The sequence below is a fragment of the Bacillus sp. NEAU-Y102 genome (genome assembly GCF_054788175.1).
In genome coordinates, this window is the sequence record NZ_JBTWFK010000007.1 from 65,967 (window position 1) to 80,867 (window position 14,901).

Consider the following 14,901-nt stretch of genomic DNA (forward strand, 5'->3'; position numbering starts at 1 on the left):
AGACATGGTTACTATGCAAGAATTACGAGCAAGACAAATAAAGTCCTCTGAAGAGGGTGTAACTGGGCATCATATAGTGGTTATACAGGGCTTAGGGGGTCTTACAAGCCATTTCCTTTACAACCTTATGTTCCGTTTAGAAAACGCTTCTGGAGGGGCTACGGTCGTTCTAGTTGATGGTGAAGGGATTGGGGTTACAGTCCGTGACGAAGATATCCAAACAGGGTTATACATCCCTTCTGATAGAGGAAAACGGTACATCGATGTACTACAAAGCAGGTATAACGGAGTATTTTCGGTGGATATGTTAGAAGGTAGCAGTGGACTGCTTCAAGAAATGAGTCGTGGGAATGATTTAGGTACAAATCTATTCCTAATTGATTTTACGAAGCGTGGAAGTGCGGATATGTTGCAGGTGTTTGATGCGCTATCTCATGTAAGGAGAGTAAGTAAAAATGTACATACGTTATGCAATATCCGTGCGTACACAAACGGAGACGTGAGTCACATGCATGCAAGGTTATTGAGTGGCGAAGGAAAAGTACGTGGGGAAAGATATCCGGTAAACCAAGATTGTGAGGTAGGTTCAGGCTCTGATACGTTTGTAAGAAACCAAATGCTTTCTATCTATGTATTCAACTACATAAACGCATTAGTAAGTGAAGGGATGACGGTAGACTACCATGCGTTACATGGGGATATGCTGCAGGGGGAGCAAGGTCTTACAAGGGAGTTCTTTGAGATACCGGTTCTTACAGTATTTGATGACTACGAGGTAAGTGTGGATGCAATTCCTAAAGATGTGTTGATAGCTTTCCGAGAGAAGTGGGAGCGTTGCGTAGGTGTGGTACATGAAACGGTGTTTCCAGACTTTATGCGTGACCATAGCAATATGACGGGGAAACGAAAACGTATAGATGCGCTTCGTTATATGGCGAAAGTGATTCCAATTTTAGAAGACCCAGTTATGTCGTTAGAGACGAGAAAAGATGAGAACGCTGCGTTAGTTATTGCGTTAAAACAGTTATGTGTAAATGCGACAAAAACCAATCAGGAGTTAGGTAAAAATAAGGCGGCGGTTATGGTTAAAATGGAGGACGAGATTAAAGTCGGGTTAACGTTGCTACAGTATGTGAAAGAAGAGGGGGTCTGGTTGTTCTAGACCTCTTTCATTTTGATACGACAACTATTGACTAAATTATATAAATGTGGTATGATAAAGACAGTTAAGGAGGGGAAACAAGTGAATCGAGTAACGGTAGTCGTTGGAGCGGGCGGAACAGGGAGTTATGTGATGCCTAACCTGACAAATTTATACCATACGGATACAAACGATAACTGCATCGTGCTTATAGATGGGGATGTAGTTGAGGAGAAGAATCTTCTTAGACAGGGATTTTTACGAAAAGATTTGAATGGAAATAAGGCGGAGGTTCTGGCGAAGCGTTACGGAGTAGCTTATCCCGACTTAGGAATTTACTACAGTACCGGATTTGTAAACGATGTGAGTGCGGTTTTAGGTGTAGTAGATACATTCTCGGAGGTAGATGAGGTCGTCCTTGTCAGTTGTGTAGATAATAACTATGCGAGATTGAGGTTGCTGCTAGCTCAATTTCAGATATTCGATAAATACGGTTGTGACGTTCATTTTATCGATGCAGGTAATGAAGAGTGGCATGGGCAGGTAATTCCTTGTTCGTTGTATAGCGGGAACGAAAACCCGTTAAAGTTGCAGGGGAATAGGGTTACATTTCATGCAGGTGCTTGCGGAGGTCATGCGTTAGATAGCATATTCGTAGGGATAGAAAATTGGAGAACAAAATTAACCCGTGGCGACCATGAATTAAGTTGCGACGAGGTTACAGTGAGTCATCCTCAAAATATCGGAACAAATATGATGTCGGCGGCAACGGTAGTAAAAGCAGTGCAGCAGGTTACGCAGAAGGTTAAGGTTGCTGAGATTCGTTTTAATAGTCGAAGTAATAAGTTTTCAGTAGGTACAGGGAGTACATCGGAGCAACTTGTAGAAAGGTTAGAAGATATATGTAGGTTTGTTAACGAGGAAGATACGAACATATTTGGAGATTCTCGTATTCCTGTTATCCCGGCAAACCGGAGTATGGCTGATAAATTTAAGAAAGCAACGAAAGCGAAAAGAGTGGCAGTGCCTAAGAAGAAAGAAAGCAAAGACCTGGTCGATATTCTAAGTATTTTTGATGACGATGATTTCGGAATCGATATAGACGATGTAGCTGAGCCTGAAGTAGCAAGCGTGAAAAAAGAAGAGGGCTACGAGTCTTGGTTAAGTGAGTTCTTAGATGATTGAGTAGAGAGGAGGAGCTAGGGTGAAGAAAAAAGTAGTAATCAAGGTGGACGATTCGCTGTTGAAAGTTCCAATGGATTACCTTACATTAGATGTTCCGAGTGAGGATATGGAAGAGGATGATGGCGGGGAGTCGCTTAAAATTAAGGGGAATATTTCTTCCCTTAGTTTCGCCGATGGTAACGGTTTTGTTATCGCAAATGTTCCAAATATCCATTCTGAAATAAATGTAAGTATAGCTATTACAGAGATTGATGCAGAATATAGTACAAGTGTAAGACAGGCTTACAGGAATGTGTACCAAGCATATATAAAGCGGCATAAGAAATTAAAAATCATTAGTCGTGTTGGTGTTCAGATGTGGTTCAAATACGATACATCGACGTTAAAGGTACATGGGGCTTCGGTAAAATTACGCTCAGCATTAAATGATAAAGAGCTGCTGATTCCTAACGTGTATTCTGGGGATGGTAAGATATGTTGGGGCAGAGGTAACAGTTTACCTGACTACGAGAAGCCAGAGTACATGGCGAGCGGGTTAATGGCTGTATTTCTAAACGCACCGTTCAATTTAGACTTAAGTAACAAAGAGTTACGAGCGCAGGATTATGTGAAATACATTCGAAGTTGTCAGAGCAGGGTAGCTACGTTGGATTGGACAGCAGCCGAAAAAAGACATTTAGCTACATGGTTAGATGGGGAATTGGCTAAGGTACACAGCGCAGTAGGTGAGCTTACACCTTACTCAGTTTTAAAGAGAAGCTCGTATTTGATTATACTTATGACAAGCATATTTGAAGATGATATTTGTGAACTTGCAGGATTTATCCATACTAAACAGATTAAATTTTAAATAAAATTATAATAAAACTAACAAAGAGAAAGAGGGGAACGTACAGTGAGTACAGTAACAAAGAATTTAGTGAAGTTTTTAAAAGAGGGATACAATATCCCAGAGGTAAATAAGGAGTTTAAGAAACGACTATCGTTAGAGGACTATCATATGTTAGAAAAAGTGATTGATGGGGACGTTTTACGTGACGAGTACCTACGTTATTACTTAAATGGGTATGGACAGTTTGAACTTGCAGAGGTAGCAGGTTTATCAAAGCAGCGAATTGCAGTTATTTTAGGTGGGGAGTACGCTAAAAACGGTTTGACACGTGAAGAGGCACTTGCACAGCATAAAGAGAGTCGTGAGCGCTTAGCTGATGTTGCTCACTGGTATGCAGGGGTGTACAGAAGTGATAAACTAGGGGATTTAAGTCCGGCACTAGATTGTACACATACTCCGGCACGAATGAATACATTACCAGTGCTATATGAGACATACCGAAGCTTAGGTGGTACAAAGTTTGAGTATGCATTCGATGAGGTTGATACTCGTTACTGGAATCCAGACCGTGAAGAAAATGAAAAAGAGGTAAAAGCAGTAGAGATGTACATGGAAGGAATCGAAGGTCATGTTATCCGTGAAGAATTAGGGTTAACGGCTGAGGAATTATTCCGTTGCTACAAACGTGCTAACCGCAGAAAGACATACAAAAAGAAAAAAGGTCTTCTGAAAGAAGATGCATAAGATTGATTTTAGGTATATTGGATGATAGTATTGTGAGGTAACCATAACCTACACCTAGCTAGAAGATAGCCAATAACCTAGCTTTTTGTTAAATACGCAAGGAAAACGGAGGGTGTATACCTCTGCTTTTAGCGTTCCAGAAGAGAGACGGATACCCACCGTCTTTTTTCTTTGCATAATATTGACTAAAATATAAAAAATTGGTATATTTATAGCAGTTGAAGTAAGAAATAGAGAGGTGGATGTTCTAATGACGAAGGACTTAAACTACTATAAAGAGGAATTTAAGAAGCTAGGTTATAGATTAGAAAGACAAAAGAGGTTCTACGGCAATGGGTACTATTATATTAAAGAGGATGATTTACAGTCAGGGATTACAGACTGGAAATGGAGTTCAAAGAGTGTAGCAGGTATTGAAATAACACTTGAGTTGTTAAAAGAGGCAGAGGTTGCATAGACAGTTACGGGTAGAGCAGTAGGGGTTGGGGACTACCTAATCCTTACTATAACTAGGAGGGGTTATTGTGGAAAAAGCTACGTATAAAGGGTTTTCTGTAGGAGATAAGGTTTGGGACGTGGAGTTCGGCGATTCCGTTATAGTAGCTATTAATTTTAAAGAGAAACTAATCGTTACAGATAAAGACATGATTGCTTTCGCTGTAGTAGATGAGTACTTAAGTAAAGAAAAGAAGTAAGGTCTATTTTTAACCCAAACTATTGACCGAAATATAATAAACTGGTATAGTGTAGACAGATGAAAGGTTACCAGATGTTAGTTGTTGTGGCTACCTAAGTAAAGGGGAGATTCGTATGATAAGTATTAAATTACAGGGAATCGGAGAAACACCTGCGGTTAAAGCAAAAGATTTAGTGGTAGGTTCTGTGACGGTCTGGAATTTTGGGTTTCATGAAACGGTTACTTCTATTACACCTAGCAAAACAGGAAAGACGATTAAAGTGGGAATTGAATATAAAAACCGGGAAGGTCAGACTACTACCTCAGAGCGAAAGTTACGTGCTGACAGGTTGGTAGGTATCGTTAAATAAATAGGAGGGTTTCTTATGAAAAAAGTAACAAAAAAGCAGATGGCGGAGTTTGTAAAACAAGCAAAGAGAATTTTAAACAGATATGGTTGGACAGCTTTAGAGAATAGTAGCTTTACGCATAAGGTAGCTACAGATTTAGGTGATGTACGTATACGAATAGATGAGGAAGCAAGCTATTGTTATAGTATCTATATGTGTTTCGAAAATGTAGAAGAGGCAAAGAAGGAACTGGATTGTAATCGGTATACAGGGAAATACAACATACATAAGTACGATATGTTAGAAGCATTGGAGATGTTTGAGGAAACATTAGAGTTTTGCGGAGCAGTGGAAGCAGCATAAATTGGGGAGGGTATAAAATGAACTACAGTAAAGGTTTAATTCTTGAATTGACTGCAGGATATTCATACAAATGGTTAGTAGATATTGATGGTATTTCAAGGGGTCTTGTGGAATACCTATTTAGAAAAGAACATGGAAAAGCTGTCGAAGAGGTTAATGTTATTGACCCAGAAGGGGTTCGCAAACACTCACATGTTGTGCAGCTTGCACATACGGTGGCAAAAGGAAATAAGTTATCGGATTTGTGTAAAAAGCATAGCGCAATAACAAGGCTCGATGGGTTCGGTAAACCATTTGAGCAGTGGACAATAACAGTTATTACGGGTGAGGGTTCTATGCACCATATTGAATGTGATAACAAATTGGATGTGGTGGATGAGTTAATTGATTTGCAAAATGCAGGTCAGGATATGACTTATGTAAATGTATTTAAACCTAAAAGCAATATGACGTTAGAGGATATTTTAGATTGTATGGAGTAGAGAAATCTACTCCTTTTTGTTTATCCGAAACTGTTGACTAAAATATAATAAACTGGTATATTATAAGTACAGAAACAAACAACAAATAAAACCAAATCAGGGGGAACTAAAAATGATTCATTTTGTAAATAGAGAAACAACATTAGCAAACAAAAGATATGAGGATACAATTCAAGCGGTTGTGGAAGAAAATCAAGGTATGTCATTTGAAGAACTTCATTGTTTGGTTAGTGAAACGATTGAAGATAAAATTAAAGAGGAGTTAGCGCCTATAACAGAGGGTTTTGTAGCTGAGTATGTCTGGGGTGGTTTTGAAGAAATCGATTACCGTGAATTAACACTTCGTTTCTTTGCAAAAGAGTGGGGTAAAATTCAATTACGTTGTATATACGATGGTGGAGAGGTAATTACAACAACGTTTAAAGGTACGTATAATGATGCAGTTGACTATTATATAGGTAATGTATTTAACGTCGGTACGGTTACAGATGACATGCAGACCTGTACGAAAATAGAGGTGTTAGGTTAAAGGTGCTGTACTTCGGATTTTAGTGGCTAACTATTGACTAAAATATAATAACGTGGTATATTAATAACAGATAAGAAACCGTTGGAGGGATAAAGATGGCAACTAGATTAGAATTAGCAAAACAAAAACTTGAAAGATTAAGAAATGAACTTAATTCAGCAATCGAAAGCGACCGCACCCATTATGCTCAAACAAATGGGCAGCCAATGAACGACAAGCGTAATGCAGGTAGTTTCTTCAAAAGGGCGAAACAAATAGAAAATAAGATTTTTAGGTTATTAGGTGAAGTCAAAGCACAAGAAGAACGTGTTGAAGCCTTGGAATGGAAAGAAGAAAATAGATTGTCCAATGCAAGCAAAGGATTAAACAAGTACGGCGGTCTTGATATGAGCGTTGAAAATATACCACTAATAAAAGAAATGATTAGAAAATCAGACAATAACGAGCAAGTACCAGTGACAAGGGCGACAATCCTAAAGTATAAAAAACAGCTTGTGGTATTGGAGCAGATAGCAAAGAAATCGGAAGAAAACACAAGCAAACTGGATAGCCGTACAGAAGAGCTTATAGAAAGCGGTAAAGTTACACAGTGGAAGAAAAAGCCGATTTTCTACTTTGTAAAGGGGTTGAGAAAAGTAGCCCTAGTAATCGATGAAAACGGACTTTTCAAGGTATCTGCAAAGTATCCAGTTAAAACAGAAGAAGAACAACAATTTATAGATGGGCTTTTAGATTAAGACGTGGGGCTACCAAGCCCCTTTAAAAAACGAAGTAAAGGAGCAGATGAAACAAGATTTAATGAAATTGTATGGCTACGAGGGATTTTCGGTATCTTTTTAGATGTATTATTATTATTATTATTATTATTATTATTATTACGTTTAGTAGGGATATTGCAGAGAGGTGCAGAAATGCCATATAGCAAGTTATGTAGAAGAGTTTCAAATGTATGGGAAATTCTGGAAAATAGCGGAGTGATATCTGCTCCGTTATATACAGAAGAATCATTGAAAGGTTAATAGATACGCAGGGTACATTAAAAGAGTCTGAGAATGCTATGGAGATTATTCGGCAGCGTGAGGTGGAGAAACTTGCCGTGGAAGAGCGTAGGGCGAGCATTGGGGGTTTTCTACAGGAAGACCCTAAAAGCCACGCTAGGGCTAAAAACACGCTGAATAAAGTTGTAAAATACGATGGTGTTTGGTGGAAGCGTAAAGACTATGTAAAAAGTCTGGTAGGTCGTGAAGATGTGCAGGTATATTGGGATATGGGTCGTTGGTATTTTAAGTTTGCTGATGAGGGTTCGTTCCTGCAGGTAACAAAAACGGAGATTGATTACTATTACTATTACTATTACTACTTACTGGAGAAACAAAACTAAAACAATTATGGAGGGTTTGTATATGGATTTCAAAACGTATAAGCTAGGTACAGAAGCTATTAGAACAACTGCAAGTGAGGATACGGTAAGAAGAGCGGTGGAAGATATTAAAAACACTGTAGAAGATTATGAGGTTGGGGATGTAATTATAAAACTAAAAATTCTTGGTTTTGATGCTGAGGAACATGTTGTAATAGAGATAGATTACTAAAGAGGGTGTTTTTATGGGTTTACGAAGAATAGGAATTGTGAGCTTCTCATTAATGGTAGCGGTTAATGTAGCGGGCATCATCTTATCAGTTAAAGATGATGCTTGGTGGGATGTTGTAGGTTATGCTGCCGCCGGATTTATTACGTCAGGCATAGCATTGGTGCTATATAAACATATGGTTCTTATAAAGATATCTTTTGTCTTATTGATGTTAGGGATTATATTAGGCGCTTTGCTAATCGCTAAATATCTTGTTTATGGTGAGTACGGCTATATTTTTTGGATGAGTGTAATTATGTTGATGGGTGCGGTATATATTTTGTACGCAGAAAAGGAGGATGGTTTGAAATGGGAGTAGGTTTGGGATTTTTACGCTATGGATTAGCGGGTCTATTGGTTGTAGGTGGTGTCGGGTACGCTGCTAAAGACTATGCTAAAGATTACTTAGTAGAAAAGAATACAAAAGAGTTGGTACAAGAAACAACACATGAAGAAATAAAGAAAAACAAAGAAAAAGAGGTTGAGTATAACTTCGAAGATGTGAAGCCTGTGAGTGTAACAAACATTGTGAAGGTAGAGTCTTCAGATGATGCAGTTGTTGGTCGTATTCAAGTAAAAAGTGTAAACCTAGACTTACCTGTCATTAAAGGGGTTAGTGATGAGGGGATGTATAAAGGCGCAGGGACTATGAAGGATGGGCAGGAGCTAGGTAAAGGTAATTATGCGTTAGCAAGCCATCATATGAAAGACCCTAAGCTGTTATTCAGTCCTTTGGATAGGGTTAATAAAGGCGATGAGATTGTAATTAGTGATGATACGGGTGTGTATACATACAAAGTGGTGGAAAAGCGTGAGATATCTGCTAAGGATGTATATGTGATTGATGATGTGGAAGGTCATACACTTACTACACTAATTACATGCTTATCAGAGGGTGATGGCAGGTTATTGGTACAGGGTGAACTAGTTAAATAATTGGATGAATAGGAGCGTAAATCCACGCTCTTTTTCAGTTTCATCTATTGACCAAAATATAATAAAGTGGTATAGTATAAGTAACAAATAGTTACTAAGAAAGCGGGAGATACAATGGCTGCGCAAATCACATTAGATGTAAAAGAATTTAAACATATAGGTGTTTATAACGATAACAAGTACGATACATTACGGTTTAAAAGTGCAAGTAACGGGAGAATTTATTTTTTCACAGTTCAAAACGGTATGAGAATGAGTACGATGGCTAAAAAGATGCAGCTTGAAGATGGAAAGGTCTTTGTATCGTTTGGAAAAGGTAACAAGGTTTATATTGGAACGTATGTTGAGGTTAAAGATAAATAAGGAGGATGATTACAGTGAATGAATTAACAACGGAAAAGAGATTTACTATATGTAAAGGGTTGGATTGTCTTATTGAAGCGAAAGAGTTTAAGATACTGCAGATTAAAGAGAGTACTGAAGAGGATTATGAACTCCAAAAGGAAATTATTAAGCTAACAAAAGGAGAGTTTTCGCTAAAGGAAGCCATATTGGATGATGTATATAAGGTGCAAAAGGAAATTGATGAGTTGAAAGCACTTCGAAGAGACATAGATAACACAAGAAATCGGATATTGTTTGTACCTACTTACATTCAGCTACATCTAACAGGGACAGATAGATAGAGAGGGGAACTAATCGTGGCAAGAGTGACAAAGAAAACAATCGGAGAAAGTGTAATAGATATGTATCACAACTTAAAATTCATGGAGTATGTGTATAGGGAGGTAACTAATTCTCGGTTATTCTTCCATGAATACTCGGCGAGTAAAGGTTTTAATTTCAGTTACTGGAGTCAAAAATTCTTAGGCAGTTTTGAGCATCCAAGCTCAGGTTATATTTCCGGGGATTTCGATAACAGGCATAAGCTTACAGACTTAAAAGAGCGGTATGAAGTGGTGTGTAAGTTATATGGGGATATGAGGGATTTCTTTAATGGGTCTATAGATGGTAGCAGTATTGATTGGGGAATGGCGAAGGGGCGATATGAATACCGGACAGGTCATAAAGTTACAGAGGTATATTAACTAGGAGGGGTCATATATGGTTACGTGTAACGGGAATGCGGTTAAAGAGTTTAAACATACATCGCGGGTGCTTACAACGGGCGGAGAACTAACAGTACGTGCATTTTTAGCTAATTCAGATGGGGATACGGAATTGCAAGTAATGGCGTATGATGATTATGGTGAGGCGGATTTCTCATTTAAAAAGACGTTCTTTACAGTGGACGATTTTAGAGAGTGGTATCGTACGTTACGTATTACGGATACGGTTCGGGTACAAGAGGTTATTTATTAAATAAACATTGGGGGAGATTATAGTGAATCCGGATATACATATTACAAAGAAAAAAGAAGACGGTACAACATTAGATATTCGAGTGACGATTATGGATAACAAACTCTACATTTCTGATGTAGGTGTGAAAGCAAAAAGAAAACGAAATTTTACGTATATTGGTAATGGTAAATTATTTGATAACTATACATATCGCTCGTTAGATAAAGAAGGAAAGCAGAATATGAAGCTGCGTATGCTTATTGAAGAGTGTGGGGAGGACGCACTTCGAGAGGCGTTAAATGAGGCGTGGGAGAGTTTAAAACCTTCCGAGGTTAATGTATGGTAGATGGATGTATGCAGTTAAAGCATCGGGTTTCCGGTGCTTTTTCTTTTTAACAACTAACTATTGACCAAAATATAATAATCTGGTATATTATAGACAAGGAAATAAAACAAAAGGAAATCAAAAAACGAAAGAAGAAAGAGGGAATCGGTTATGTTTACAGTTATCAATTTAAGTATACCAGTAAGTGAGTTACCAAATATGTTAGGAAATTGGGGCGAGATGCCGGAGGAAATTAAGGGGCAGTTACTTGCTTGTGATTATTTCATGTTTAGTGGGACTCAAGTAATAAATGTGTATAAAGATGATAAAATGGAATTTAGCTGCATGTATACGGAATTGCACGATATTAAATTTCTTGAGAACGCATATAACCGACAAAAGGTTGATATCTTCGTTGGAAGATATGAATTTGACTTCTTTGGTTGGGCAGATAAATTAGATAAAGAAAGGTTTGTATATAAAGTAGTTGGCGATAAAATCGAAACCTTTGATTCTGTAGAGGATTTGTTAGGTACGTATAAAAAGATTGGGGTTATTACTTCTAAAAGCGTGAGACAGGAGTTACAGGGTCAACCTAGACTGGAGGGGCTTTTAGGGGCTATGAATGGCGGTATGTGCGATGGAAAGGTCGTTATTCGATATGAAGTACCAAACGCAAAAAATATGTTTCCTGTCGAAGAGAAATAAAGGGAGGGTTTACTGTGGTTATTGTTGCTAAGGATGTTCCTGTAAATATTAGCGGTAAAGAGGTTAATATTACTATTTATCGAAATAAGGAAGGGAATCTTGTTTTAGATGGTGTAGGTAGTGTGACACATGAAATGTTAAACGATGAATTGATTTTAATGCGATATGAAGACTAGGGCTGAACCTTCAGTCCTTTATAGGTATAAAAATATTGACTAAAATATAATAAAATGGTATATTATAAGTACGGAAATGAGCCATTCAAGGGATTAGTATAAGATACTTGAAATATAAAAGAAGATATAAAACCAAACGAAGAGGAGAATGAAACATGTTTAAAAAGAAATTAGCAGCAGGTGTGGCGTTAGCATTATTGGTATCACCGTTTGGAGGTAGTTTTGCAAAGGCAGAAACGGGAGCTAGTAAAAACGATGCAATTAAAAAGGATAATGTAGTACATGAGACTTGGTCTGAGCCGGTATTTGTTAAAGGCAAGTCTTTAGATGATGCAAAATTATCACAGGTAAAGAAGGATTTAGAGGTTAAAGATAATTTCAAAACGTTAACAATGGACGGAAAGAAAATGATTGAGCTGCTTGGTGAAGGTGACCCTTCGTCAAATATTTATTCTAGTGTAGTTGTTCAAAAGACAGATAAGGGTGACGGGGTTAAAGTTGATATCAAAACACCTAAAAACATTACACGTATTACACAAGACCAGTACCGAAATGCGGCGCTTACAGCGGGCTTAACGGATGTAAATATTGAGGTGGCTTCTTCTGTCACAGCAACGGGCGAGGGCGCTCTAGCGGGCGTATACTATGCCTTTAAAGAAGAAGGTGTGGAGCTTAACCAGAAAGATATGAAACTTGCACAAGATGAAGTGAAGATGCTAGGACAAATCAACGAGCAAAATAAAGAGAAAAAAGGGTTCACAGATGAACAGTTAAACGTTGCCGTAGCTGATATGAAACAACAGATTGCTAAGTTAGATGAGAAGCAGAAAGAGCAGTTAACAAAAGAGCAGGTTGAAAAGATTGTAGATGAAAAAATCAAAGAACTAAAACTAGAGGATACAATTACAGGTACACAAAAAGATACGATTGTTAATTTCATGTTCAACTTTAAAGATAGTAATATCGCAAATAGTGAAGAGTTTGTAAATCAGTTAGGTCAGTACAAGGATAGTGTGGTTAAGGGGGCAAAAGAGACATTCGGTAAAATTAAAGGGTATATGGAGAGCGAAGAGGGTCAAGGTGTGTTAGAGGCTATTAAAACATTCTTTGTGGATGTGGCGCATGCTATTGGTAATTTCTTTTCAAACTTAACTAAGTAAGGGTAAAAGAAGGCATTGGAAATCTCCAATGCCTTCTTTTTATTAAAATATTGACTAAAATATAATAAACTGGTATACTTTACGTAATGAAACATATAAATTCTATCAATGGGGGCTAAATTTATGAACATTGAAATGATATATGATGGCGGTAGAGTAGTAGCTAAAGACAGCGAAGGAAATGAAGTTTACTATAGTAAGAAACGTAATGAGTTAGTGGTGTTGTTCGCTACGTTCAATGGTGTTATTTACGATAAAGTACCTTTAGGGTGGAAACGTACAAAAAGAGGGGCGGTAAGTAAGGCGTTTTATAGTTGGTATGAACAGGTGGACAAAGAGGTATATGGTAAGCATTATAAACAGGTGCAGGAATAATAGGAGGGGTTATAATGGGTTACAGAATGTCAGTAGGTGGGGTTTATACGGTGTTTAAAACAATTTGGGACTGGTTTCCGGTGTATTGCGCAAACGAGTTAAATTTGGATATAGATAGCTATTATGTGTCGGTTAAGTGGTCTGGGAAGAACTTAGAAGTAGGTATTTACGAGAACGGTACGAATAATTTACTTAAAACAATTTATACGAATGAAGATATAACAAAGAATTTTGTAAAAGGTTCAGATGGTTTATATTACAACGCTGCTTGGAGTGGGAATGGTTCTGTTATCGTCGAGGACGGGTTAGGTTGGACAATTGAAAACGTTAGGGATTTTGTACTGGAGTTTCTAGTTATAGATGAAGTAACAGAACATAACGAATATGAAAAGGTGTTTGATGATATCCGTTATTGTGTAAATTAAGTCTTCTATCAAAATAAGAATGGGGTGTGTAAGGGTGGAAACGAAGATGTATGTGGTAGGTAGCGAGGTTGATATAATCCGTGGAACGTTTCAAGGGCTGAAAGGGATGTTAGAGGGTGTAGATGATACACATATAAAGTTCCGGTGTTACGATGAAATTATAGGGAAAGAATTGGTTTTAAGGGAACGAAAAGAGTATAGCAGGGTTAAATAATAAAGGTTAAAGTACTGATATTTTCAGTACTTTTTTATATTAACTAACTATTGACTAAAATATAATAAACTGGTATATTAGTAGTAAGAAAAGGGTTAACAAATGACTTAAATGAGGGAGCGGACGAGATGACAAAAATGAGATATACACAAGCAGTAGTGAGGGCTGCGGACTTTTATAAAAAGGCAGGTTTAACAGAGGAGCAAATTGCCAATAGTCAAGCGGTTAAGGATATGGCTAAAAGGTGGAAACGAAAAGCTACTAAAATAGCGGCAGATATTATTTTTGTAAACACACCGAGGAAGAAATAAGAGTTAAATATATAAAACAATTCATTAAATGGGGGAGACAAGATGAGTTATACATGGGAAAAGGAAAGTTTAGATAAGTACGGTGTGGAAGCTACTGAGGAGTTAATTAAACAGCAACAAACATACGAAGAAAAGAAAAAAGATAACTACTGTGAGCATTGCGGGAAAGGAAATGAAGGTTCAATTATTGAGAGAAAGGATGGTACCCCGTTTATTATGCATTTCGGGTTATGGACGAGAGACCGATGTGGTTACTGTGGTAAAGCAGAAAAATAAAACATACAGGTAACGGGGGTTCTGAAGATGAAAAAGAAAAAATATCTAATGTTGGCGAGAAGAACGGACGGTTTATATACGTATATTGGAGAAAAAGTAGTTACTATTATTGGTTGCTTTGGTTTACGTGCAGAAATAAAAAAGACGTTCATCCAAAATGGATGTAAATGGTTTTTAGTTTTAAACCCCCAGGGGTCGGGAAAATATCTAGTATGTCATGAAAATGGGTTTTCGTTAGCATTTGGGAATACGCAAAAGGAGGCGATTGCAAAGGCAAAAGATGTATTGGAGCAAAAAGGAGATAGGTTAGTTGCTGGTGTAAAAGCTGCACAGAAGTATACAGAGCAAATAAAAATCTCGGTATTAAGTATGTAATCTACCGAGATGACCAGTACCTGGAGGGATTAAAATGAATATGACACGTGAAGAGGCTGAAATACGTAAGAAAGAATTAAACGATGAGTGTGATGAAGCTTCAAAAGCTTTGCAGATGTTTGGAAGGAATACTATGGGATTGGTTCCCGACCATGTGAGGGAGACACAGGATTATCAGGATGCCGATAAACGGTTTAAAGTGGCGTTTGCGAGATTACGGGAGTTTAATGGTTGGTACGTTAAAGAGTTTAGGAAGAAACGTACTGGTGGTAAGCGCAAAAGCCGTGGGGGTAAGATTGAGTAATAGGGAATAAGTAGAGACACCAGTCGTTTGGTGTCTTTT

The 14,901-nt window shown here is 37.7% G+C and carries 31 protein-coding genes; all 31 read left to right on the plus strand.

The genetic code is table 11. The features are described 5' to 3' along the window. The first annotated feature begins 4 nt into the window (after positions 1–4). On the plus strand, positions 5–1,162 hold the full coding sequence (locus tag ACYFX0_RS18470; RefSeq protein ID WP_460271217.1) for a hypothetical protein: 1,158 nt from the start codon (positions 5–7) through the stop codon (positions 1,160–1,162). Between the two features lie 81 nt (positions 1,163–1,243). Then, the gene (locus ACYFX0_RS18475; RefSeq protein ID WP_460271219.1) at positions 1,244–2,326 is read left to right on the plus strand and encodes a ThiF family adenylyltransferase; all 1,083 of its coding nucleotides are present in this window, start codon (positions 1,244–1,246) and stop codon (positions 2,324–2,326) included. 58 nt (positions 2,327–2,384) lie between these two features. After that, a complete protein-coding gene (locus ACYFX0_RS18480) occupies positions 2,385–3,176 on the plus strand; it encodes a hypothetical protein (protein ID WP_460271221.1) in 792 nt (263 codons plus the stop codon). 45 nt (positions 3,177–3,221) lie between these two features. Beyond that, entirely contained in the window at positions 3,222–3,902 is a 681-nt protein-coding gene (locus ACYFX0_RS18485; RefSeq protein WP_460271223.1) for a hypothetical protein, read from the plus strand. Positions 3,903–4,152: 250 nt separating this feature from the next. After that, complete coding sequence (locus ACYFX0_RS18490; protein ID WP_460271224.1) at positions 4,153–4,359, plus strand: hypothetical protein; 207 nt, start codon at positions 4,153–4,155, stop codon at positions 4,357–4,359. Between the two features lie 67 nt (positions 4,360–4,426). After that, positions 4,427–4,597: a hypothetical protein gene (locus ACYFX0_RS18495; RefSeq protein ID WP_460271226.1), complete on the plus strand. Its 171-nt coding sequence runs from the start codon at positions 4,427–4,429 to the stop codon at positions 4,595–4,597. 115 nt (positions 4,598–4,712) lie between these two features. Then, entirely contained in the window at positions 4,713–4,949 is a 237-nt protein-coding gene (locus tag ACYFX0_RS18500) for a hypothetical protein (RefSeq protein ID WP_460271227.1), read from the plus strand. Between the two features lie 15 nt (positions 4,950–4,964). Then, a complete protein-coding gene (locus tag ACYFX0_RS18505; RefSeq protein WP_440027937.1) occupies positions 4,965–5,291 on the plus strand; it encodes a hypothetical protein in 327 nt (108 codons plus the stop codon). A 17-nt stretch (positions 5,292–5,308) separates the two neighbouring features. Then, positions 5,309–5,773, plus strand: a complete 465-nt coding sequence (locus tag ACYFX0_RS18510; protein ID WP_460271229.1) for a hypothetical protein — start codon at positions 5,309–5,311, stop codon at positions 5,771–5,773. Between the two features lie 112 nt (positions 5,774–5,885). Next, a complete protein-coding gene (locus ACYFX0_RS18515) occupies positions 5,886–6,302 on the plus strand; it encodes a hypothetical protein (protein ID WP_221660260.1) in 417 nt (138 codons plus the stop codon). Positions 6,303–6,397: 95 nt separating this feature from the next. Beyond that, a complete protein-coding gene (locus ACYFX0_RS18520; RefSeq protein WP_460271231.1) occupies positions 6,398–7,039 on the plus strand; it encodes a hypothetical protein in 642 nt (213 codons plus the stop codon). A gap of 3 nt (positions 7,040–7,042) precedes the next feature. Next, on the plus strand, positions 7,043–7,321 hold the full coding sequence (locus tag ACYFX0_RS18525) for a hypothetical protein (protein WP_460271232.1): 279 nt from the start codon (positions 7,043–7,045) through the stop codon (positions 7,319–7,321). Between the two features lie 77 nt (positions 7,322–7,398). Next, positions 7,399–7,683: a hypothetical protein gene (locus tag ACYFX0_RS18530; protein ID WP_460271234.1), complete on the plus strand. Its 285-nt coding sequence runs from the start codon at positions 7,399–7,401 to the stop codon at positions 7,681–7,683. A gap of 22 nt (positions 7,684–7,705) precedes the next feature. Further along, complete coding sequence (locus ACYFX0_RS18535; RefSeq protein WP_460271235.1) at positions 7,706–7,894, plus strand: hypothetical protein; 189 nt, start codon at positions 7,706–7,708, stop codon at positions 7,892–7,894. 13 nt (positions 7,895–7,907) lie between these two features. Beyond that, positions 7,908–8,252 carry a hypothetical protein gene (locus ACYFX0_RS18540; RefSeq protein ID WP_460271237.1) on the plus strand — a complete coding sequence of 115 codons (345 nt, stop codon included), beginning with the start codon at positions 7,908–7,910 and terminating at the stop codon, positions 8,250–8,252. After that, positions 8,243–8,869: a class A sortase gene (locus tag ACYFX0_RS18545; RefSeq protein WP_460271238.1), complete on the plus strand. Its 627-nt coding sequence runs from the start codon at positions 8,243–8,245 to the stop codon at positions 8,867–8,869. Before ACYFX0_RS18540 ends, ACYFX0_RS18545 begins: the two co-directional genes overlap by 10 nt. 114 nt (positions 8,870–8,983) lie before the next feature. Next, on the plus strand, positions 8,984–9,232 hold the full coding sequence (locus ACYFX0_RS18550) for a hypothetical protein (protein WP_460271239.1): 249 nt from the start codon (positions 8,984–8,986) through the stop codon (positions 9,230–9,232). A gap of 14 nt (positions 9,233–9,246) precedes the next feature. Then, positions 9,247–9,555 (plus strand): hypothetical protein, encoded by a 309-nt coding sequence (locus tag ACYFX0_RS18555; protein WP_460271240.1) that lies wholly within the window; start codon positions 9,247–9,249, stop codon positions 9,553–9,555. A 15-nt stretch (positions 9,556–9,570) separates the two neighbouring features. Beyond that, on the plus strand, positions 9,571–9,957 hold the full coding sequence (locus ACYFX0_RS18560) for a hypothetical protein (RefSeq protein WP_460271242.1): 387 nt from the start codon (positions 9,571–9,573) through the stop codon (positions 9,955–9,957). A gap of 16 nt (positions 9,958–9,973) precedes the next feature. Further along, positions 9,974–10,231: a hypothetical protein gene (locus ACYFX0_RS18565; protein ID WP_460271243.1), complete on the plus strand. Its 258-nt coding sequence runs from the start codon at positions 9,974–9,976 to the stop codon at positions 10,229–10,231. Positions 10,232–10,253: 22 nt separating this feature from the next. Continuing rightward, entirely contained in the window at positions 10,254–10,559 is a 306-nt protein-coding gene (locus ACYFX0_RS18570) for a hypothetical protein (RefSeq protein WP_460271244.1), read from the plus strand. Between the two features lie 150 nt (positions 10,560–10,709). Next, complete coding sequence (locus ACYFX0_RS18575; RefSeq protein WP_460271246.1) at positions 10,710–11,246, plus strand: hypothetical protein; 537 nt, start codon at positions 10,710–10,712, stop codon at positions 11,244–11,246. 14 nt (positions 11,247–11,260) lie between these two features. Next, positions 11,261–11,422: a hypothetical protein gene (locus ACYFX0_RS18580; protein ID WP_460271248.1), complete on the plus strand. Its 162-nt coding sequence runs from the start codon at positions 11,261–11,263 to the stop codon at positions 11,420–11,422. A gap of 155 nt (positions 11,423–11,577) precedes the next feature. Next, a complete protein-coding gene (locus ACYFX0_RS18585; RefSeq protein WP_460271249.1) occupies positions 11,578–12,582 on the plus strand; it encodes a DUF1002 domain-containing protein in 1,005 nt (334 codons plus the stop codon). Positions 12,583–12,705: 123 nt separating this feature from the next. After that, complete coding sequence (locus tag ACYFX0_RS18590) at positions 12,706–12,957, plus strand: hypothetical protein (RefSeq protein WP_460271250.1); 252 nt, start codon at positions 12,706–12,708, stop codon at positions 12,955–12,957. 14 nt (positions 12,958–12,971) lie between these two features. Further along, positions 12,972–13,382 carry a hypothetical protein gene (locus ACYFX0_RS18595; RefSeq protein WP_460271251.1) on the plus strand — a complete coding sequence of 137 codons (411 nt, stop codon included), beginning with the start codon at positions 12,972–12,974 and terminating at the stop codon, positions 13,380–13,382. 34 nt (positions 13,383–13,416) lie between these two features. Continuing rightward, positions 13,417–13,596: a hypothetical protein gene (locus tag ACYFX0_RS18600; protein WP_460271252.1), complete on the plus strand. Its 180-nt coding sequence runs from the start codon at positions 13,417–13,419 to the stop codon at positions 13,594–13,596. Between the two features lie 128 nt (positions 13,597–13,724). Next, on the plus strand, positions 13,725–13,907 hold the full coding sequence (locus tag ACYFX0_RS18605) for a hypothetical protein (protein ID WP_460271253.1): 183 nt from the start codon (positions 13,725–13,727) through the stop codon (positions 13,905–13,907). A 42-nt stretch (positions 13,908–13,949) separates the two neighbouring features. Next, positions 13,950–14,183: a hypothetical protein gene (locus ACYFX0_RS18610; RefSeq protein WP_460271254.1), complete on the plus strand. Its 234-nt coding sequence runs from the start codon at positions 13,950–13,952 to the stop codon at positions 14,181–14,183. A 27-nt stretch (positions 14,184–14,210) separates the two neighbouring features. After that, the gene (locus ACYFX0_RS18615; RefSeq protein WP_460271255.1) at positions 14,211–14,558 is read left to right on the plus strand and encodes a hypothetical protein; all 348 of its coding nucleotides are present in this window, start codon (positions 14,211–14,213) and stop codon (positions 14,556–14,558) included. 34 nt (positions 14,559–14,592) lie between these two features. Then, positions 14,593–14,862, plus strand: a complete 270-nt coding sequence (locus tag ACYFX0_RS18620; protein WP_460271256.1) for a hypothetical protein — start codon at positions 14,593–14,595, stop codon at positions 14,860–14,862. Positions 14,863–14,901: the final 39 nt, after the last annotated feature.